Origin of the sequence: Photorhabdus kayaii, from assembly GCF_025384895.1 — a bacterium.
GTDB classification, from domain to species: Bacteria; Pseudomonadota; Gammaproteobacteria; order Enterobacterales; family Enterobacteriaceae; genus Photorhabdus; species Photorhabdus kayaii.
This window is the reverse complement of record NZ_JAJAFZ010000047.1, coordinates 19,437-40,634: the sequence shown is the minus strand read 5'-3', so window position 1 is coordinate 40,634 and position 21,198 is coordinate 19,437. Positions and strand designations below refer to the sequence as shown.

The following is a 21,198-nucleotide window of genomic DNA, read 5'->3' as shown; positions in this document are numbered from 1 at the left end:
GTTAATATTTAATTAGATTTTTGTTTGACAGAATAAGACATAAGCGCTACGGCTACTATGTGAACAATAAGAAGCTGCCATCGGCATAAATGATGAAAGGTTTAAAGCATATTCAACACCTGGGAGTAAAGGACGGTTTTCTTTTACCAAATCGATAACATGGTCGGTAATTCTCTGTTCCACGTCTGATTTTGATGCCCCTTGCCAGGGAGAAGCCTGATACCAAAGTTCCACAACTTGGTCAATTCGCAATCCAAGAGTATCTGGTAGTTTTTCTGCTAAAGAGAAATCCAGACCTAATTCACTAAATACTTCTTTTTCTCCTTGGGTCCAATAGGGTTCAGAGTCAATCAGTAAGCCGTCCATATCGAAAATGGCCGCTTTTATTGGTAAATGAAAAGACATTTAAGTATCTCTCTCTGGTCAGACAGTTAGCGAAAGCTGATTGTAACAATCTCAGTAGGTGAAATCTTTTCCTGATCGGGAACATGGTAAGAAATGCTTAGTTAATTAAATATAAAGTTAAATTTGGTGATTGATGGGCTATGATTAGCCGAAAATAAAATCTGCTTATTGTTATGAGGGATATCGATGACTTACCAAAAAGCCGGATACATCGCTATTATTAAGCGAGTTTTAGGTTGGGTGATTTTTGTTCCGGCACTTTTATCGACCACTGTTTCTGTGATTAACCTTGCCTGGCTGCACGGTATTAAGGGTGATGGTATCAATGCTGTTTTGGATGATTTCCTGAAAATGATGGCTGAAATGGTGCGTTTTAATACCCCATTTCTGGATTTCTTCTGGAAAAACTCACCAACACCTGATCGTCTGGCTGGTTTTACCGGATCAACGCTTGGTTTCCTGATTATCTATTTTCTTATTTTTTTCGGCCTTGCTATGAGTGCGTCAGGTCAACGGATATACAGACAAGTGAAGTTTATACGAGAAAACATTGAAGATCAGCTTATTATTGAAAAAGCTAAAGGCAATGATGGCCTGACGAGAGAACAGATTGAATTAAAAATTAAACTTCCTCGTCATACGCTGTTCAGTCAGATTTATACCTTATATATTTCACCGGTAATTATCGGTGCAATTTTTTATTTTCTATTGAAAATCTTAGGCTGGTAGATTCTCCGGTTGTCTATAGCTGCGGAATAAGTATTTTCGCAGCCTGATTACCATCTATTGGCTATTTTCAGTCAAAATATTATCGAGAATATTTTGAACCGCAATAAGATTATCACCACCAAAGAGATTACACCGGTTAAGCAAATAATAGAGCTGATACACAGGCTGCCGTTCAATAAAGTTGGCAGGGAGTGGCCATATGCTCTGATAGCCATCAAAAATTTGCATGGGTAAGTCAGGGTATAACGGTAACATAGCGAAATCACATTCACGATCTCCCCAATAACAGGCTGGGTCGAAGGCAACGGCTTGGTCATCTAGCGAAGCACAATTAGCTGGCCAGAGATCGCCATGTAACAGAGAGGGTTGTGGCTGATGGTGTTGAAGTTTGTTACTTATAGCTTGAACGATATTATCAATATCACCAAATATCATGTTTTTTTCTGCTGCGATTTGTAATTGCCAACCAACCCGCTTTTCCGCATAAAATTGGTGCCAACGTCGTTGCCAGCCATTAGGTTGTGGAGTTGTTGCCAGCATATTGTCAAAGTCAAAGCCGAATTGAGGTTGCTCACTCCATTGATGAAGTTTTGCCAGTTGTTGACCGAAGCAATAGGCACTGTGAGGGTCAAAAGATTTTAAAGGCAGAAATTCAAGCAATAGAAAGCTATGGTCACGGGCATTGCCAATGCCATAAACAGTTGGAACACGGATAGTTTGGCTGCGAGCCAGGAGTTCAAGCTGTTCTGATTCTGCTTTGAAGACAGGGAGCATCTCGCGCAGATTTGATTTGACAAAAACTTGTCGTTTTCCATGAGTGACTCGCCAAGCTTGGTGGATGTCCCCTCCGGCTAACTCAGTTTTATCGTGAATTTCAGCAACACCGAAATGTTCGTTTAACAAACGATTTACTGTTTGCCACATGGTTCACCTCTCTATGTCGTCAATTACTTTATGAACAATTATAGTCAGAGAAAACATATGATCAGGTAAAAAAGATGATTAACAGGGTTATACCCGTCATCTTTCAAGTTGCCTCTTTGTTGGCTGCACTCACTCACCCCGGTCACATCGTTATCTATGCTCCCGGGGATTCGCTCCCTTGCCGTCGCGATCCATCTTGAAATCCATAGGGTATATATTTCAAAACAGATATAACCCTTTTTGTTATTGATTGGGTTCGTTAGAGATTTGTAGGGCTGATTGATATGTTTTACGTTTGGATTTTGTTCTTACAAGTTTTATCTGACTGTAAGTCAGTGCCAGTGTAAAGAAAATAGCCTGAACAATAACAATGCATGGCCCCGTTGCACCATCAATGTGGAAACTGACCAGAGTACCCAGGACACAGGAACTGACTGATGCAATGATAGCGACAATTAACATTCGGTCAAAACTGCGGCATAACATGAAAGCGATGATTCCCGGTGATATCAACATTGCGATAACTAAAATCATTCCCACGGCTTGCAGGGAAGCGACAATGGTCATTGACAATAGACAAAGTAAACCGTAATGCAAAAGCTTAACAGGTAATCCCACTACACGTGCTTGGTTTGGATCGAAGCAGTAAAGCATGAAGTCTTTGCGCTTTAGCAGTACTACCACCATAGTGATACAGGTAATCCATAATGTTTGATTCAACTCATCTTTAGTGATCCCTAGAATATTTCCGAACAAAATATGAGTGAGATGTTGGTCAGTGTCTATTCGGGCAAAAAGAACTAAACCAAAGGCAAACATGCCTGAAAAGACAATTCCCATGACAGTATCTTCTTTTATCCGGCTATGTTCTTTCAGATATCCTGTTGCAAAAGCACAAAAAATACCGGAAAGGAATGCGCCAATAGCCAGCGGTATACCAGCAGCGAAAGCTAGCACAATGCCTGGCAATACAGCGTGAGAGATGGCATCACCCATTAACGACCAGCCCTTAAGAACCAGATAACAAGAGAGTATTGCACATACTGCACCTGTTACAATAGCAGCAAATACCGCCCGTTGCATAAATGGAAACATAAACGGCTCAGTGAGTAATTGTGTCAACTCATTCATAATTGTGTTGTCTCCTGAGCCAAGGCTGAGGATTCTTTTCTGGCACGTATACGTGAAGCGAATAGCCCATGCTTTGGTGCAAAGAAGAATGCGAGTAGGAAAATAACGGTTTGCAGCGTGACAATGACACCACCAGTAGCGCCGTTAAGGAAAAAGCTTAGGTAAGCGCCAAATGCACTGGTCAGGGAACCAATAGTAACGGCAATGATCAGCAGGTGCTTAAAACGATCTGTTAATAAGTAAGCTGTTGCGCCTGGAGTGACAACCATTGCAATCACCAGAATAGCGCCGACAGTTTGTAAGGCTGCGACAGTACAAGCACTCAACAAAGTAAAAAAAATGATTTTCATCCGCAAGGGAGATAAACCGATAGAGCGAGCATGTGTTTCATCAAAAAATACAATTAGCAAATCTTTCCAGATAAACATGAGCACGATAAATGAAATCGCAATAATGATTTCAACTTGGAGAACATCTTCATCAGCGATGCCAAGGATATTGCCGAAAATAATGGTTTGTACGTTAACCGATGTAGGATTGAGGGAAACGATTAATAAGCCGACCGCAAAGAAAGTGGAAAAAATGAACCCGATTACTGCATCTTCACGTAAGCGAGTGATATGACGAACTAAAGTCATAGACAGAGCTGCCAGCATTCCGGTAAAAAAAGCACCACCTGCATAAGGAAGACCCAGCGCATAAGCACCAGCGACGCCAGGCACAACTGAGTGAGAGAGCGCGTCTCCCATCAATGACCAGCCTTTTAACATCAGGTAGGAAGAAAGAAAGGCACAGACAGCACCGACGATGGCGCTAACCCAGATGGCTTTTACCATGTAATTATAGTGAAAAGGTTGCAGCAAAAGCTCTGTCATGATTGACGCTTCTCCTTATGCTGACCCTGCCTTGGCGGAACATGATGATCATGACCATAAAATACGGCTGCGCGTTCATCATCAGTAATAACAGTCAAGGAGCGTGGATCATCATCATCATGTAATTCCGGACCAGATAGATTAATATGACGAAGTACTCCACCAAAAGTCATCTCTAAATTTTTTTGGGTGAACGTTGTTTCTGTTGGGCCACTTGCTAGAACAGTTCGGTTGATTAGGATAACATGATCGCAGAATTCAGGCACGCTACCGAGGTTATGTGTAGAAACCAGAACCAGATGGCCCTCATCACGTAAATCACACAACAGGTCAATGATGGCATTCTCTGTTTTTACATCAACACCAGTAAAAGGTTCATCTAGTAATAGAACTTTACCTTCCTGAGCTAGAGCTCTTGCAAGAAAAACCCGTTTTTTCTGCCCGCCCGAGAGTTCGCCAATCTGTCGGTTGCGTAGGGCCGTTAAGCCGACACGTTCAAGTGCTTTATCAACAGCTTGGTGATCTCTTTTACTTGGGATTCTCAGGAATCCCATTTTCCCATAGCGGCCCATCATAACGACATCAGAAACCAATACTGGAAAGTTCCAGTCGACTTCTTCTGTTTGAGGGACATATGCAATAATATTTTTCTTCAAAGCATTTTTGACTGGCATATCACTCAGAGTTACTTTTCCCTGAGATGGGCTTACCAGTCCCATGATAGTCTTAAACAATGTGGATTTACCGCTACCGTTAATGCCCACCAACGCACAAATAGTTCCACCGGTGATAGAAAAACTTGCATCATAAATAGCTGTGTGACCATTGTTATAAGTCACAGTGGCGTCATCAACGACTAAATGAGGACGTTCAAACAGTATATTGCTATTCATTGATTAAATCCTTTTGCGATTGTATCTACAGTTTTGTTCAGTAAATCAATGTAAGTTGGTACCGGGCCAGTACTGCCGGAGAGTGAATCTACATAAAGAACGCCACCATAACGGGCGTCTGTTTCTTTACTGACTTGTTTAGCGGGTTTATCTGAAATTGTACTTTCGCTAAATACAACTGGGATTTTGTTTGCTCTTACAGTATCAATGACATGACGAACTTGTTGTGGTGAACCTTGTTCTTCCGCATTAATTGGCCATAGATAAACTTCCTTGAATTGGTAATCTTTAGCTAAATAGCTAAAAGCCCCTTCACTGGTGACTAACCAACGTTGATCCTGTGGAATACGGGAAAGACGTTTTCTCAGTGGAGAATCCAGTTGTGCGATTTTTTCAGCATAGGCTTTGGCATTCTTATTATAAATTTCTGTATTTTCAGGATCGTATTTCACAAATGCTTGGCGAATATTCTCAATATAGATTAAAGCATTTGTGGGTGACATCCAAGCATGAGGATTAGGGTTCCCGTTGTAAGGCCCTTCACGGATAGGTAGTGGTTCAATGCCGTCAGTAATGACAACGGCAGGTACATCTTTAAGGTTTTCAAAGAAGCGTTCAAACCAGCGTTCTAGATTTAGCCCATTCCAAAGGATCAAATCAGCATGTTGAGATTTTATAATATCTTTGGGGGTGGGTTGGTAATCATGGATTTCGGCACCAGGTTTAGTAATTGATTCAACAATCGCCGCATCACCTGCTACGTTTTGTGCGATATCTTGGATAATAGTAAAGGTCGTGACAACTTTAAATTGTTTGGCGGCGGATACCTGATGACTAAATAGAATTACAGATAAGAGAATCAACATAATTCCCAGAACAGGAGGAGAAAGTAAAAGCAGAGAAAGTTTTTTCTTCATAAAATTCAAACCTTACTTGTTATAAGTATATGATAACGATTATCAATATCATTTAAGTAAAGTCAAGATGATAAAATTTGGAAATAGCAATTGTTGCAATAGTCATTCCATATGATATGAACACGAATACAGTGAAAAGTTAAGTAAAAATATTTTTAGATTGTAAACGAAATTGTATATGCTGCGCTGTAGCAAAATTTGATCCGGAGGATTATAGGGTGAAATTAAGACTGAGCTTTGTGGCACTGGTCGTGCTGTTAGTCGGTTGTGCTGAGAGAAATGTTCAGCAAACAAATGTTGGTAAACAGTCCGGTCAGCAACGTATGCTTAGCAATACTTCCAACGCAGCTAGAATTTCTTCTTTTCCGCCGACGCCTTTTGATACCTTTATTCAACAGGCATCCAATCGGTACGGCGTTGATGAAACTCTGATCAGAGCGATTATTCAAGTTGAATCCGGTTTTCGTCCTAATGTAGTCAGTAAATCGAATGCAATTGGTCTTATGCAAATTAAAGCATCGACAGCAGGGCGGGATGTGTATCGACAGAAAGGGCGTTCTGGTCAGCCAACAACTCGTGAGTTGAAAGATCCTAAAACTAATATTGATCTTGGCACTGCTTATATCAGTATCCTGAAGGAGCAACATCTGGTAGGTATTGATAACCCTGAGACTCTCTACTACGCCACTATCGTTGCCTACGTAAATGGTGCGGGTGCTCTTTTGCGTACTTTTAATGCAGATCGTCAATTAGCCGTCAATAAAATAAACAGCATGACGCCGGATGAGTTTTATCGGTATGTTCAGGATAATCATCCAGCACCTCAGGCTCCACGCTATTTGTGGAAGGTGAAAAAGGCTTATCGTTAACAACAAGCCGCCCGTGGCAATTTGCGTCGCGAGTTCGCCGGAGCGGATAGCAACCCGCAAATTAGACGGATTCGACTAATAAATGCAAATGATTTTACCCATACTAAACATCGCCGTGACCTGACTGGTTGTTGATGGTATATTTTCGCGGTGTTTCGGTATTGAAGGTAATCACTTTTTACATTGTGTACCAATTTTAGTACCAAACTTTAATGGATTGACGAGATAATAATTTAAATCGTTATTTTAGTTGAATATCAAACTCCTTCAAGTGACCTTTCGTGTGGGTCACCACTGTAGATAAGGATTTTAAATGCCTGTTGTTACTCTTCCTGACGGTAGCCAACGCCAGTTTGACCATGCCGTTTCTGTAATGGATGTTGCCTGTGATATTGGTCCAGGTTTAGCGAAAGCATGTATTGCTGGCCGCGTAAATGGTGAGCTAGTGGATGCTTGTGAATTAATCGATTCAGATGCCAATCTTGCCATCATCACCAGTAAAGATGATGCAGGGCTGGAAATTATCCGCCATTCATGCGCTCATCTGTTAGGCCATGCAATTAAACAATTATGGCCAGATACTAAAATGGCTATCGGTCCAATTATTGATAATGGTTTTTACTATGATGTTGATCTTGGCCGTGCTCTGACGCAGGAAGATATTGAACTGCTTGAAAAGCGGATGTTGGAACTTGCCAAAAAAGACTATGACGTCATCAAGAAAAAAGTGAACTGGCAAGAAGCTCGTGATACCTTCGTTGCTCGTGGTGAGGATTATAAAGTCCAAATTTTGGATGAAAACATCAGTCGAGATGATCGTCCTGGTCTCTATAATCATGAAGAATATATTGACATGTGCCGTGGCCCACATGTGCCAAATATGCGTTTCTGCCATCATTTTAAATTGCAGAAAGTCGCAGGGGCATATTGGCGTGGGGATAGCAACAATAAAATGTTGCAACGAATATACGGTACCGCGTGGGCTGATAAGAAACAGCTCAATACTTATCTGCAACGTTTGGAAGAAGCAGCCAAACGTGACCATCGTAAGATTGGTAAACAATTAGATCTATACCACATGCAGGAAGAAGCTCCAGGTATGGCATTCTGGCATAATGATGGTTGGACTATTTTTCGTGAGCTGGAAACTTTTGTCCGGACCAAACTGAAAGAATATCAATATCAGGAAGTTAAAGGTCCGTTTATGATGGACCGTGTCATGTGGGAAAGAACGGGTCACTGGGAAAACTACGGTGAGCATATGTTTACCACTTCTTCAGAGAACCGTGAATATTGCGTTAAACCGATGAACTGCCCAGGGCATATTCAGATTTTTAACCAAGGCTTAAAATCTTACCGTGATTTACCGTTACGTATGGCTGAATTCGGTAGTTGTCACCGTAATGAACCATCAGGGGCATTACATGGTTTGATGCGGGTTCGTGGTTTTACTCAGGATGATGCTCATATCTTCTGTACAGAAGAGCAAATTCACCGGGAAGTTAGCAATTGCATTAAGATGGTGTATGACGTTTACAGCACTTTTGGTTTTGAAAAGATCATGGTTAAGCTGTCAACCCGCCCGGAAAAGCGCATTGGTACTGAAGAACAATGGAATCAAGCGGAAGAAGCTTTGGCGGCAGCACTACAAGAAAATGGTGTTCAATTTGAATATCAACCAGGTGAAGGTGCCTTCTACGGACCGAAAATTGAATTTACTTTGCATGATTGTTTGGATCGTGCGTGGCAATGTGGTACTGTGCAGCTCGACTTTTCACTACCAGGTCGTTTGAATGCGTCCTACGTAGGTGAAAATAATGAACGTAAGGTTCCTGTAATGATTCACCGTGCGGTTCTGGGTTCACTGGAACGGTTTATCGGTATCCTAACTGAGGAGTATGCGGGTTTCTTCCCAACATGGATTGCTCCACAGCAGATAGTGGTGATGAATATCACCGATAGCCAGGCTGATTATGTACAGGAATTAGTAAAAAAGCTTCAAGATGCTGGCATTCGTGCAAAAGCAGACTTGAGAAACGAGAAGATTGGCTTTAAAATCCGTGAACACACTCTACGTCGTGTTCCCTACATGCTTGTCTGTGGTGAAAAAGAGGTCGAATCAGGGAAAGTTTCCGTTCGTACCCGCCGTGGTAAAGATTTAGGTAGCATTGATGTTAACGAGTTCATCGAAAAACTGCTTGTAGAAATACGCAGTCGTAATCTTCATCAATTGGAGGAATAAGGTATTAAAGGCGGAAAAAGAATTCAAACAGCGCGTCCTAATCGCATTAACGGAGAAATTCGCGCTTCTGAAGTTCGTTTAACAGGTTTAGATGGCGAACAGATTGGCATTGTCAGTCTGAGGGAAGCTCTTGAAAAAGCTGAGGAAGCGGGTGTTGATTTAGTTGAAATCAGCCCGAATGCCGAGCCGCCGGTTTGCCGTATTATGGATTACGGCAAGTTCCTCTATGAGAAGAGTAAGTCGATCAAAGAGCAGAAGAAAAAACAAAAAGTTATTCAGGTTAAGGAAATTAAATTCCGTCCTGGTACAGATGAAGGCGACTATCAGGTCAAACTACGCAACCTGGTTCGTTTTCTGGAAGATGGCGATAAAGCCAAAATCACCCTGCGTTTCCGTGGGCGTGAAATGGCACACCAACAGATTGGTATCGAAATGCTTAACCGCATTCGCGACGATCTGGATGAATTGGCGGTAGTCGAATCCTTCCCTTCGAAGATTGAAGGCCGTCAGATGATAATGGTGCTCGCTCCTAAGAAGAAATAGTTAGGCAATCAAGTAATAAGCTCCAGTCGGTTCATCTGGTTGGGGCTTATTCGCCTGATTAATTCGTTGTAATTCACAATGCGAAGTGGAAATTAAAATGCCAAAGATTAAAACAGTACGCGGCGCCGCTAAACGTTTTAAAAAAACTGCAAGTGGCGGTTTTAAGCGTAAGCGCGCTAACCTTCGTCACATTCTGACTAAGAAATCAACCAAGCGTAAACGTCATTTACGTCCAAAGGGCATGGTCTCCAAAGGTGATCTGGGCCTGGTTGTTGCTTGCTTGCCGTACGCATAAGCAATTTTTAGATTAGAATTCAGAGACGATAGGAGAAGTATATGGCTCGCGTAAAACGTGGTGTTGTCGCCCGTGCACGTCACAAGAAAATTTTAAAGCAAGCGAAAGGTTACTACGGTGCCCGTTCGCGCGTTTACCGTGTTGCCTTCCAGGCAGTAATTAAAGCAGGGCAGTACGCTTACCGTGACCGTCGTCAGCGTAAACGTCAGTTCCGTCAACTGTGGATTGCACGTATCAACGCTGCTGCACGTCAGAATGGTTTGTCTTACAGCCGTTTCATCGATGGTCTGAAAAAAGCCTCTATTGAAATCGACCGTAAGATCCTGGCTGACATCGCTGTGTTTGACAAAGTGGCATTTGCTGCTTTAGTTGAAAAAGCGAAGAGCGCTCTGGCATAAGTTAGGGTAGTAAGAGGGGGGCATGCTCCCTCTTTTACTTTGTTGTCAGATGTAGCTTACGAGAGAGAGTCGTTGTCAAAAAAGAGTTTTACTCTGAGAGAACTAACATTATGTCTTTAGCTTTTTTTCGCATCTTTTTTTACTTTAGCACCTGAATTCAGGGGGCTTTGCGCGTAAGAAAAGAAACGAAAAGTAGCGCCTGAGCCTCCGTTGTGGAGGCTTTTTTGTTTTTATGACAGTAAGGCCGTTAGGCCGAAGGAAGAGGAAAACGATGCCACATCTCGCTGAACTGGTTGCAAACGCAAGAGCAGCCATAGAAGATGCCCAGGATGTTGCTGCGTTGGATTTGGTGCGTGTTGAATATTTAGGCAAAAAAGGCCATTTAACTCTCCAAATGTCATCGCTGCGTGATCTGCCGGTCGAAGAACGTCCAGCAGCAGGGGCGGTTATTAATCAGGTTAAGCAAGAAGTCCAGGAAGCTCTGAATATCCGTAAAGAAAAACTGGAGACTGACCTTTTGAACTTCCGTTTAGCAGCGGAAAAAATTGATGTATCATTGCCGGGTCGCCGTATGGAAAATGGTGGACTACATCCGGTTAACCGCACAATAGAGCGTATTGAGACTTTCTTTGGTGAATTAGGGTTTTCTATAGAATCAGGCCCTGAGATTGAAGATGATTATCATAATTTCGATGCGTTGAATATTCCTGCTCACCATCCTGCACGTGCTGATCATGATACTTTCTGGTTTGATGCCAAACGTCTGTTGCGTACTCAGACTTCAGGTGTTCAGGTTAGAACTATGCACAGTCAACAGCCGCCAATTCGCGTCATTGCACCGGGTCGCGTGTATCGTAATGACTACGATCAGACACACACGCCCATGTTCCATCAGGTAGAAGGTTTGATTATTGATCGTGATATCAGTTTTACCAACCTGAAAGGAACGTTGCACGATTTCCTGACTAACTTTTTTGAAGAAGATTTGCAGGTTCGTTTCCGACCTTCTTACTTTCCATTTACAGAACCTTCGGCGGAAGTTGATGTAATGGGTAAAAACGGCAAATGGCTGGAAGTGTTGGGTTGCGGTATGGTTCATCCTAATGTATTGCATAATGTTGGTCTTGATCCTGAAATTTATTCTGGTTTTGCTTTCGGCATGGGAGTGGAACGCCTGACAATGTTACGTTACGGTGTAACTGATTTGCGTGCGTTCTTCGAAAATGATCTGCGTTTTCTCAAACAGTTTAAATAAGGGCGGGAATATCTCATGAAATTCAGTGAACTCTGGTTACGCGAATGGGTAAATCCAGCCATTAGCAGTGAAACATTATCTGATCAAATTACCATGATAGGTCTGGAAGTTGATGGCGTTGAAGCTGTTGCTGGTCAATTTCATGGTGTGGTTGTCGGTGAAGTTGTTCAATGTGCTCAGCATCCAAATGCAGATAAGCTACGGGTAACAAAAGTGAATGTAGGCGGTGAACGACTGCTGGACATTGTTTGTGGTGCACCAAATTGCCGCTTGGGGTTGAAAGTTGCAGTAGCAACCGTGGGTGCTGTATTACCGGGTGATTTCAAAATCAAGGCGGCAAAACTGCGAGGTGAGCCTTCTGAAGGGATGCTATGTTCTTTTTCTGAACTGGGTATTTCTGAGGATCACGACGGTATTATTGAATTGCCAATTGATGCTCCTTTAGGTGTTGATCTGCGTGAATATCTGAAGCTGGATGATAAGGTCATTGAAATTAGTATTACGCCTAATCGCGCTGATTGCCTAAGTATTATAGGGGTTGCGCGTGATGTGGCGGTCGCTAATAAAATGCCACTATCTGAGCCACAAATTGAGGCAGTAAAACCGACAACAGATGCTATTTTCCCTATTCGTGTTGAAGCAACAGAAGCTTGTCCACGTTACCTTGGACGGGTAATTAAAAACATTAATGTGAAAGCGGCAACACCCCAATGGATGCGTGAAAAATTACGTCGTGGTGGTATCCGTTCCATCGACCCGATTGTCGATGTGACTAACTATGTATTGCTTGAATTAGGCCAACCATTGCATGCGTTTGATTTGGAGCGTTTGAATGGCTCAATCACTGTGCGCATGGCGAAGCAGGATGAAAAATTGGTGCTGCTGGATGGTACAGAAGCCAATCTTTCTACTGATACCCTAGTTATTTCTGATGAAAAACAAGCTGTTGCAATGGCTGGTATTTTTGGCGGTGAACATTCAGGTGTGAATGAAGAAACGCAAAATATTTTACTTGAGTGCGCATTTTTTGCTCCTTTAGCGATTGCTGGCCGTGCTCGTCGTTATGGTTTACACACTGATGCTTCTCATCGTTATGAACGTGGAGTTGATCCTCAGTTACAACACAAAGCAATAGAGAGAACAACTCAATTATTGATTGATATTTGTGGTGGTGAAGCTGGCCCGATTATTGATGTTACTGATGAATCTCAATTGCCTCAATCTGCGACAATCACATTGCGTCGTGAAAAACTGGATCGTTTGATTGGTCACTATATACCTGATGAACAGGTTGGTGACATCCTGACCCACTTAGGTTGCAAAGTCACTATTCAGGAAAATTGTTGGCAAGCGGTTGCACCAAGCTGGCGTTTTGATGTGGAGATTGAAGAAGATTTGGTGGAAGAGGTTGCCCGTATCTACGGTTACAACAATATTCCAGATGTACCGATTCGCGCAGATCTTATCATGAAAAAACATCGTGAAACGGATCTTTCCCTGCAACGTGTTAAAACGGTGCTCGTTGATAGAGGTTATCAAGAAGCGATTACTTATAGCTTTGTTGATCCCAAAATTCAGGCGCTGTTACATCCACAGCAACAAGCGTTGATGCTGCCTAACCCAATTTCAGCGGATATGTCAGCAATGCGTTTATCTCTGCTGACTGGTTTGTTAACAACGGTGGTATATAACCAGAACCGCCAGCAAAACCGTGTGCGCTTGTTTGAAACTGGCTTGCGTTTTGTTCCTGATGAAAATGCCGATCAGGGGATTCGTCAGGAGCTGATGCTAGGGGGGGTTATTACAGGAAATCGCTTTGAAGAGCATTGGTCACTGGAAAAACAGTCCGTTGATTTCTTCGATATGAAAGGCGATTTGGAAGCCGTTCTAGAGTTAACTGGAAAATTATCTACGATTTCTTTTAGAGCAGATGTAAATCCGGCGTTGCACCCAGGTCAAAGCGCCGGGATTTATTTGGAAAATGAATACATCGGATATATTGGTGTGGTTCACCCAGAATTGGAACGCAAACTTGATTTAAATGGCCGCACCGTGGTATTCGAAGTACTCTGGAACAAGCTGGCAAGCCGCGTGGTTCCTGATGCGAAAGAGATTTCACGTTTCCCGTCAAACCGTCGTGATATTGCGATCGTGGTGCCTGAAAATGTTGCTGTAGAAGATGTTTTGGCTGAATGCAAGAAAGTTGGCGTAAATCATATAGTTGGCATAAACTTGTTTGACGTGTATTGTGGTAAAGGTGTAGCAGAGGGTCATAAGAGCCTTGCTATAAGTTTTATCTTGCAGGATACCGCGCGTACACTGGAAGAAGAAGAGATTGCTGCGACGATTAATAAATGTGTTGCAGTGCTGAAACAGCGATTCCAAGCATCCTTGAGGGACTGAACTTATGGCGCTTACTAAAGCTGAAATGTCAGAAAATCTGTTTGAGAAACTGGGAATTAGCAAGCGTGATGCTAAAGATCTGGTTGAATTATTCTTTGAAGAAGTGCGTCGTTCTTTGGAGAATGGTGAGCAGGTAAAATTGTCTGGATTTGGCAACTTTGATTTACGGGATAAAAACCAACGTCCGGGACGTAACCCTAAGACTGGTGAGGACATTCCGATTACAGCTCGCCGAGTAGTGACATTCCGTCCTGGTCAGAAGTTAAAAAGCAGGGTTGAGAAAGCCACACCTAAAGAATAATCAAAAAGGCCGCATCAATAGCGGCCTTTTTCTTAAATGATCCTCCCTCATGAGCTTGATTTACCATGCAATCCACTCATTCTATCGCTGAATTAGTGACTCGTCAGAAAAGACATGATTATCGTTTTCTGGCAATTCTCACGTGTTTATTTTTACTCGTTTTTTTTCTCTCGCTTTGTGCTGGGGAAAATTGGATCTGGCCTAATAAATGGTTTTCTGAAACAGGTCAATTGTTTGTGTGGCAGTTACGTTTTCCTCGTGTATTAGCTGTCGTTGCTGTAGGTGCGAGCCTGACTGTGGCGGGTGCAGTAATGCAGGCACTGTTTGAAAATCCGTTGGCGGAACCTGGGCTATTGGGGGTCAGTAATGGTGCTGGCGTGGTGGTGGTGTTTTTGGTGTTGATGTTTCATGGCATTGCGCCGTTCTGGTTATTAAGTATTGGCGCTGTGCTCGGTGCGCTGACCGTCACAATGATATTGCTGACCTTTTCAAGAAATCGTTATCTGAATAACGCCCGTTTGTTGTTGGTAGGGGTTGCTTTTGGTGTTGCCTCTGGTGCGTTAATGACCTGGATGGTTTATTTTAGTACTAGCCTGGACTTGCGTCAGCTAATGTATTGGATGATGGGGAGTTTTAGTGGAATAGACTGGCGGCATCAATGGTTGGTAGTCGCTTTGTTTCCTTTGATTATTTGGTTGAGCAGACAAGGAAAAGTACTTAATTTTCTTTCACTGGGAGAAACACAGGCCCAACAGCTAGGTATCTCACTTTATTATTGGCGTAATTTATTTGTCTTTGCTGTTGGGTTGTTGGTAGGGTTAAGTGTTGCACTTGCTGGAACAATTAGCTTTATTGGTTTGGTTATTCCACATATTTTGCGTTTATGCGGCCTAACAGATTATAAAACTCTACTGCCTGCCTGTGTTCTATCCGGCGGTTATGGATTATTGCTGGCTGATCTGCTATCTCGTCTTAGCTTGAATAATGCAGAAGTACCGATTGGTGTTGTAACTGCAACATTGGGTGCGCCAGTCTTCATTTGGTTATTATTGAGGGTTAGAGACTGGAGTTAAAAAGTGAATAATGTGCAAGTGACTAATCAGTTGATGGCTCTCAATCAGGTATCAGTACGAAACCGATTAATGCCGCTGACAGCGTTGGTACAACAAGGTGAACAGATACATATCATTGGGCCGAATGGTTCAGGAAAAAGTACACTATTAGCCTGTATGGCCGGTATTTTACCCTATAGTGGTGCAATCGATTTGCAACAAAAGTGCCTTAGTCAATATAGTCACTGCCAATTAGCACGCTACAGAGCATGGCTTAGCCAGCAAATTTCTTCTGTGCCAATAATGCCGGTTTTTCAATATTTGCAACTGCATTTAGCAGCTCATCTTGTTAATTGTGACGGTGTGTTGTCAGAACTCTGTTCCTTTTTTAAGTTGGGAAAGTTTCTAGAGACACCTGTAGGCAATCTATCTGGTGGTGAATGGCAAAGGGTGCGATTAACCGGAGTTTTTTTACAAGTCTGGCCATCAATCAATTTGGAAGGCAAATTATTGCTCTTGGATGAGCCTACGAATAATCTTGATATCACTCAGGTCGCGGCACTTGATCTGTTGATAAAGAAATTCTGTGAACTCGGTGGAACCGTAGTCATGAGTGGTCATGATCTCAATCATAGCTATGATAAAGCTGATCGGATCTGGTTGCTTGCTGATGGATCACTGGTTGCGAATGGAAAGCCGGATGAGGTAATGAAAGAAAATACGCTCTCCAGAGTTTTTGCCGCTGATATCAAATGCGTGCCAGAAAAGACAGATAAATATTGGCGGGTTTTCTTACCATAATTACAGTCCAGGCTTATGTATGTGCCTGCCGTGAATCTGTACGTATCGTGGATCGATAGTAATTTCCACTTAATTTGCTAAATCATACCTGTGTTTACGATTCGTTCAAATATAGTCATCTAATATATCGTTATATTATGAATGAATTGGACTGTGTTTTATGGATAGCTTTCTTCCATTTTCTCGTCCTGCAATCGGTGATGAAGAAATTCAGGCAGTAGAGAAGGTTCTTCGTTCGGGGTGGATTACAACAGGCCCGCAAAATCATCAATTGGAACAGGACTTTTGCCGCATGTTTGGTTGCAAACATGCGGTTGCTTTGGCCTCGGCAACGGCGGGTATGCATCTGACACTAATGGCACTGGGAATTGGCCCTGGTGACGAAGTGATTACACCGTCTCAAACTTGGGTTTCCACAATAAATATGATCTGCTTGCTTGGTGCTGAACCAATCATGATTGATGTTGATCGTCATACTTTAATGGTCGACGCGCAGACAGTGAAAAAAGCGATTACTTCCAGAACCAAAGCGATTATTCCGGTTCACTATGCCGGTGCGCCTTGTGATTTAGATATATTGCGTGGAATTGCTCAGGAGGCGGGTATTCCCTTGATTGAAGACGCCGCTCATGCATTAGGAACCCGTTATAAGAATGAATGGATTGGTGAGCATGGCACAGCGATTTTCTCTTTTCATGCCATAAAAAATGCCACTTGTGCAGAAGGGGGGTTAATTGCTACTGATAACAATGAACTTGTTGAACGAATTCGATGTCTAAAGTTTCATGGATTGGGTATTGATGCTTTTGATCGTCAGATTCAAGGCAGGAGACCACAGGCGGAAGTTGTAGAACCGGGTTACAAATATAATTTATCTGATATTCACGCTGCGATTGCTGTTGTGCAATTAAGTAAATTGGAATCAATGAATATTCGCCGTCGGCAAATTGTCGCCCGTTATTCAACGGCATTAAAAGATTCGCCTTTGCAGATGTTAAGTGTGCCCGATTATGAGCATATTCATGCACATCATCTATTTATGGTGCGGGTTAATAAGGATGTTTGTGGCATTGATCGCGACACATTAATGGAACGTTTGAAAAACAAGAATATTGGCACAGGTTTGCATTTCAGAGCTGCACATACACAAAAATATTATCGGGATCGGTATCCGCAGTTGTCATTACCTGAATCAGAATGGAATTCAGTAACACTCTGTTCATTGCCACTCTTTCCTGATATGAGTGATGATGATGTAGATCGTGTCACTGATGCTTTACAAGAAATTATTTCGGAGCACAGATAAGTGTCATTTGAACAAATTAAAAAAGTTTCTGTTGTTATTCCAATTTATAACGAAGAAGAAAGTTTGCCTCTTTTATTGGAAAGAACCTTAGCAGCCTGTAAACAATTGACTCAGGAATATGAGCTTATTCTTGTCGATGATGGTAGTAGTGATAAATCTGCGGAAATTCTGATTCAGGCCGCGGAACAACCTGAAAATCATATTATCGCAATTTTACTTAATCGTAATTATGGTCAGCATTCAGCGATTATGGCGGGGTTTAATCAGGTCAATGGTGATTTAATTATTACGCTTGATGCTGATTTACAGAATCCGCCAGAAGAGATCCCCCGTCTTGTGAAAACAGCTGAACAAGGTTATGACGTTGTGGGTACTCGCCGAGCTAATCGGCAGGATTCTCTGTTCCGTAAAACAGCTTCAAAAATCATCAATGCGATGATTACTAAGGCAACAGGCCGTTCTATGGGCGATTATGGCTGTATGCTCCGTGCCTATCGTCGCCATATTGTTGAAGCCATGTTGCAGTGCCATGAGCGCAGCACCTTTATTCCTATTCTGGCAAACACTTTTGCCCGTAAAACCATTGAGATTGATGTCGCTCATGCAGAGCGTGAATTTGGTGATTCCAAATATAGCTTCATGAAGCTGATTAATCTGATGTATGACTTGCTAACCTGCCTGACAACAGCACCTTTGCGTTTACTGAGTGTGGTAGGAAGCGTGATTGCAGTTTCTGGTTTTTTGCTGGCTGTATTATTGATGGTTTTACGTCTGATTTTCGGTGCCATATGGGCAGCAGAAGGGGTATTTACCCTGTTTGCTCTCCTTTTCATATTTATTGGCGCGCAGTTCGTCGCGATGGGCTTATTAGGTGAATACATAGGCCGTATCTATAACGATGTTCGTGCACGCCCACGTTATTTTATTCAAAAAGTGGTCGGAGATAACAAGACCAACGACAACCAGGAAGAGTACTAAATGAAAGCAATTGTATTTGCCTATCATGATATCGGCTGTGTCGGGATCAATGCTTTAACCAAAGCTGGTTTTGATATTCAGGCGGTATTTACCCATACAGATGATCCTAATGAAAACCATTTTTTCTCTTCTGTTGCCCGTTTAAGTGCAGATTTGGCGCTGCCGGTTTTTGCGCCAGAAAATGTTAATCATCCTCTTTGGATTGAACGTATCCGGGAACTGAAACCTGATGTGATTTTCTCTTTTTATTACCGAGATATGTTGAGTGAAGATATTTTATCGCTGGCGAGTACAGGTGCATTCAATCTGCACGGTTCACTGTTGCCAAAATACCGTGGTCGTGCCCCGATTAACTGGGCGATTTTGAATGGTGAAGTGGAAACAGGTGTAACCCTGCATAAAATGGTGTTGAAACCTGATGCAGGGGATATTATTGCTCAGTATAAGGTTGCTATTGCAGAGACAGATACCGCGTTGACTTTGCACGGTAAAATTCGTGAAGCAGCGGAAAAACTGTTTGATCAAGTATTACCCCAGATCAAAGCGGGAATTTATCCTGCCATACCTCAAGATGAAAGTCAGGCAACTTACTTTGGGCGTCGTACTGCCGTGGATGGTGAGATTGACTGGCACAAATCAGCTACTGAAATTAACAATCTTGTCAGGGCAGTAACTGAGCCATATCCTGGGGCATTTACTTTCTTAGGTGAGCGTAAGATTACTATCTGGCGTGCCTGCCCGTTGAATGAGACGCATGACAAACAGCCGGGAACAGTATTATCGGTAGATCCGTTAATTATTGCCTGTGGAAAAGGCACGTTAGAAATTATCAATGGGCAAAGTGAATCGGGTTTGTATGTTCAGGGCCACCGCCTGGCAGTAGATATGAGCATGGTGACTGATGTACGTGTTGGCCCAAAGGCAACTACTCAAATTAACCACCGGAAACGTGTATTAATTCTCGGTGTGAATGGCTTCATCGGTAATCATCTAACAGAACGTCTATTACGTGATGGCAACTATGATATTTATGGTATGGATATCGGTTCTTCCGCCATTGAGCGTTTTATTAGTAATCCGCGTTTTCACTTCATTGAAGGTGATATCAATATCCATACTGAATGGATCGAATATCACATTAAAAAGTGTGATGTCGTTTTGCCATTGGTAGCCATTGCGACTCCAATTGAATATACCCGTAATCCGCTGCGTGTATTTGAATTGGATTTTGAAGAGAATCTAAAGATTGTCCGTTATTGCGTTAAATACAATAAACGAATTATATTCCCGTCCACATCAGAAGTTTATGGAATGTGTGATGATAAAGAATTTGATGAAGATGACTCTCGTCTGATTGTTGGTCCAATCAATAAACAGCGTTGGATCTATTCTGTATCTAAGCAATTGTTAGATCGTGTTATCTGGGCATATGGCGAGAAAGAAGGACTCAAATTCACACTATTTCGTCCATTTAACTGGATGGGGCCACGTTTGGATAATTTGAACTCCGCACGTATTGGCAGTTCCAGAGCGATCACACAATTAATATTGAACTTAGTTGAAGGTTCACCGATCAAACTAGTAGACGGTGGCGAACAGAAACGCTGTTTTACTGATATTAATGATGGTATTGAGGCGCTGTTTCGTATTATTGAAAACCGAGAGGGGCTATGTGACGGTCAAATTATCAATATTGGTAATCCAACTAATGAAGCCAGTATTCGCCAATTGGCAGAAATATTACTTGATAGCTTTGAAGACCATGAATTGAGAGATCATTTTCCTCCATTTGCTGGATTTAAAAAGGTTGAAAGTGGCAGTTACTACGGTAAAGGTTATCAGGATGTTGAACACCGTAAGCCAAGTATTAAAAATGCGGAGCGGTTACTAGGTTGGAAACCAACCATTGACATGAAACAGACGATAAATGAAACACTGGATTTCTTCTTGCGTGGCGCCGTGGAAGAATTAGGGAAAAATTAATGAAACAAATTGGCTTGAGAGTTGATGTGGATACTTATCGAGGAACCGTTGAAGGAGTACCGAAGCTGCTCAAAATTTTGGCAAAACATCAGATTCAGGCCAGTTTTTTCTTTAGTGTTGGGCCGGATAATATGGGGCGCCATTTGTGGCGTCTTTTACGGCCAAAATTCTTATGGAAAATGTTGAGGTCAAATGCAGCATCTCTGTATGGTCTTGATATTTTACTGGCGGGGACTGCATGGCCGGGTAAGAAGATTGCTAAAGATTTAGGCTACTTGATGAAACAAACGCTGAATGCAGGCCATGAAGTGGGTCTGCATGCCTGGGATCATCAGCGTTGGCAGGCGAAAGTTGGCCGTTGGTCTGAAGCTCAGTTAACAGAGCAGGTTAAATTGGGCGTGGATGCATTGGTACAGGCAATTGGTCAACGGGTAACGTGTTCTGCTGTTGCGGGTTGGCGGGCTGATGAACGCGTACTCGCGGTAAAGCAACAGTTTGGTTTTGATTACAACAGCGATTGTCGGGGAACTCATCCATTCAGGCCCATCTTGCCTGATGGTACTCTTGGTACCGTGCAAATTCCGGTGACGTTGCCAACTTATGACGAAGTGATAGGCATTCAGGTTAAAGATGAAGATTTTAACCAGTTTATCTTGGATAAGATGAAAAACAGCCAGGGAGTTCCGGTATATACCATCCATACGGAAGTTGAAGGGATGTCCAAGTCCACAGAGTTTGCAACACTGTTGGAAATGGTTCATCAGGAAAACATACAATTTTGTGCATTGAGCCATCTACTACCTGAAAATATACAAAGACTACCTGTCGGGAGAATTGTTCGTTCTGAATTTCCCGGTAGAGAAGGGTGGTTAGGATGCCAACAAGAGGCTTAACTTAT

At 42.5% G+C, this 21,198-nt stretch carries 20 protein-coding genes, 1 pseudogene and 1 other annotated feature; of the genes and pseudogenes, 15 read left to right on the top strand and 6 right to left on the bottom strand.

What is annotated here, in order from left to right:
• Positions 1–54: 54 nt before the first annotated feature.
• Positions 55–405: pseudogene (locus LGZ98_RS16420) on the bottom strand (HAD hydrolase-like protein); the annotation flags it as partial.
• A gap of 186 nt (positions 406–591) precedes the next feature.
• Here LGZ98_RS16420 and LGZ98_RS16415 point away from each other — a divergent pair.
• The gene (locus tag LGZ98_RS16415) at positions 592–1,134 is read left to right on the top strand and encodes a YniB family protein (RefSeq protein ID WP_113041002.1); all 543 of its coding nucleotides are present in this window, start codon (positions 592–594) and stop codon (positions 1,132–1,134) included.
• A gap of 54 nt (positions 1,135–1,188) precedes the next feature.
• Here the strand turns inward: LGZ98_RS16415 and LGZ98_RS16410 are convergent, their stop codons facing one another.
• The 5 genes from LGZ98_RS16410 to LGZ98_RS16390 form a co-directional block, all read right to left on the bottom strand.
• Positions 1,189–2,058 carry a fructosamine kinase family protein gene (locus tag LGZ98_RS16410; protein WP_113041001.1) on the bottom strand — a complete coding sequence of 290 codons (870 nt, stop codon included), beginning with the start codon at positions 2,056–2,058 and terminating at the stop codon, positions 1,189–1,191.
• A gap of 243 nt (positions 2,059–2,301) precedes the next feature.
• Positions 2,302–3,189 (bottom strand): metal ABC transporter permease, encoded by an 888-nt coding sequence (locus LGZ98_RS16405; RefSeq protein WP_262978293.1) that lies wholly within the window; start codon positions 3,187–3,189, stop codon positions 2,302–2,304.
• Positions 3,186–4,064 carry a metal ABC transporter permease gene (locus tag LGZ98_RS16400; protein ID WP_112875720.1) on the bottom strand — a complete coding sequence of 293 codons (879 nt, stop codon included), beginning with the start codon at positions 4,062–4,064 and terminating at the stop codon, positions 3,186–3,188. Before LGZ98_RS16400 ends, LGZ98_RS16405 begins: the two co-directional genes overlap by 4 nt.
• Positions 4,061–4,957, bottom strand: a complete 897-nt coding sequence (locus LGZ98_RS16395) for a manganese/iron ABC transporter ATP-binding protein (protein WP_112893985.1) — start codon at positions 4,955–4,957, stop codon at positions 4,061–4,063. The genes LGZ98_RS16400 and LGZ98_RS16395 overlap by 4 nt, the downstream gene beginning before the upstream one ends.
• Positions 4,954–5,874: a metal ABC transporter substrate-binding protein gene (locus LGZ98_RS16390; protein WP_271858569.1), complete on the bottom strand. Its 921-nt coding sequence runs from the start codon at positions 5,872–5,874 to the stop codon at positions 4,954–4,956. The genes LGZ98_RS16395 and LGZ98_RS16390 overlap by 4 nt, the downstream gene beginning before the upstream one ends.
• 218 nt (positions 5,875–6,092) lie before the next feature.
• Between LGZ98_RS16390 and LGZ98_RS16385 the strand changes: the two genes are divergently transcribed.
• The 14 genes from LGZ98_RS16385 to arnD all read left to right on the top strand — a co-directional run bounded on the left by LGZ98_RS16385 (position 6,093) and on the right by arnD (position 21,193).
• Positions 6,093–6,743 (top strand): transglycosylase SLT domain-containing protein, encoded by a 651-nt coding sequence (locus LGZ98_RS16385; RefSeq protein ID WP_262978292.1) that lies wholly within the window; start codon positions 6,093–6,095, stop codon positions 6,741–6,743.
• 313 nt (positions 6,744–7,056) lie between these two features.
• Positions 7,057–8,985, top strand: a complete 1,929-nt coding sequence (gene thrS, locus LGZ98_RS16380; protein WP_262978291.1) for a threonine--tRNA ligase — start codon at positions 7,057–7,059, stop codon at positions 8,983–8,985.
• Between the two features lie 3 nt (positions 8,986–8,988).
• Positions 8,989–9,528 (top strand): translation initiation factor IF-3, encoded by a 540-nt coding sequence (gene infC, locus LGZ98_RS16375; RefSeq protein ID WP_112875725.1) that lies wholly within the window; start codon positions 8,989–8,991, stop codon positions 9,526–9,528.
• Between the two features lie 97 nt (positions 9,529–9,625).
• A complete protein-coding gene (gene rpmI / locus LGZ98_RS16370; protein ID WP_011146889.1) occupies positions 9,626–9,823 on the top strand; it encodes a 50S ribosomal protein L35 in 198 nt (65 codons plus the stop codon).
• Between the two features lie 41 nt (positions 9,824–9,864).
• Positions 9,865–10,221: a 50S ribosomal protein L20 gene (gene rplT, locus LGZ98_RS16365; protein WP_011146888.1), complete on the top strand. Its 357-nt coding sequence runs from the start codon at positions 9,865–9,867 to the stop codon at positions 10,219–10,221.
• 104 nt (positions 10,222–10,325) lie between these two features.
• Positions 10,326–10,450, top strand: a sequence feature (Phe leader region).
• A 42-nt stretch (positions 10,451–10,492) separates the two neighbouring features.
• Positions 10,493–11,476, top strand: a complete 984-nt coding sequence (gene pheS / locus LGZ98_RS16360; protein ID WP_113040996.1) for a phenylalanine--tRNA ligase subunit alpha — start codon at positions 10,493–10,495, stop codon at positions 11,474–11,476.
• Between the two features lie 15 nt (positions 11,477–11,491).
• Positions 11,492–13,879, top strand: a complete 2,388-nt coding sequence (gene pheT, locus LGZ98_RS16355; RefSeq protein ID WP_262978290.1) for a phenylalanine--tRNA ligase subunit beta — start codon at positions 11,492–11,494, stop codon at positions 13,877–13,879.
• A gap of 4 nt (positions 13,880–13,883) precedes the next feature.
• Positions 13,884–14,180: an integration host factor subunit alpha gene (ihfA, locus tag LGZ98_RS16350; protein WP_011146885.1), complete on the top strand. Its 297-nt coding sequence runs from the start codon at positions 13,884–13,886 to the stop codon at positions 14,178–14,180.
• A gap of 65 nt (positions 14,181–14,245) precedes the next feature.
• The gene (btuC, locus tag LGZ98_RS16345; RefSeq protein ID WP_011146884.1) at positions 14,246–15,253 is read left to right on the top strand and encodes a vitamin B12 ABC transporter permease BtuC; all 1,008 of its coding nucleotides are present in this window, start codon (positions 14,246–14,248) and stop codon (positions 15,251–15,253) included.
• 33 nt (positions 15,254–15,286) lie between these two features.
• Positions 15,287–16,033 carry a vitamin B12 ABC transporter ATP-binding protein BtuD gene (gene btuD / locus LGZ98_RS16340; RefSeq protein ID WP_041380894.1) on the top strand — a complete coding sequence of 249 codons (747 nt, stop codon included), beginning with the start codon at positions 15,287–15,289 and terminating at the stop codon, positions 16,031–16,033.
• 160 nt (positions 16,034–16,193) lie between these two features.
• Positions 16,194–17,339 (top strand): UDP-4-amino-4-deoxy-L-arabinose aminotransferase, encoded by a 1,146-nt coding sequence (gene arnB, locus LGZ98_RS16335; RefSeq protein WP_011146882.1) that lies wholly within the window; start codon positions 16,194–16,196, stop codon positions 17,337–17,339.
• Positions 17,340–18,317 carry an undecaprenyl-phosphate 4-deoxy-4-formamido-L-arabinose transferase gene (arnC, locus tag LGZ98_RS16330; protein ID WP_011146881.1) on the top strand — a complete coding sequence of 326 codons (978 nt, stop codon included), beginning with the start codon at positions 17,340–17,342 and terminating at the stop codon, positions 18,315–18,317.
• Positions 18,318–20,300 (top strand): bifunctional UDP-4-amino-4-deoxy-L-arabinose formyltransferase/UDP-glucuronic acid oxidase ArnA, encoded by a 1,983-nt coding sequence (arnA, locus tag LGZ98_RS16325; RefSeq protein WP_113040994.1) that lies wholly within the window; start codon positions 18,318–18,320, stop codon positions 20,298–20,300.
• Complete coding sequence (arnD, locus tag LGZ98_RS16320) at positions 20,300–21,193, top strand: 4-deoxy-4-formamido-L-arabinose-phosphoundecaprenol deformylase (protein ID WP_011146879.1); 894 nt, start codon at positions 20,300–20,302, stop codon at positions 21,191–21,193. Before arnA ends, arnD begins: the two co-directional genes overlap by 1 nt.
• Positions 21,194–21,198: the final 5 nt, after the last annotated feature.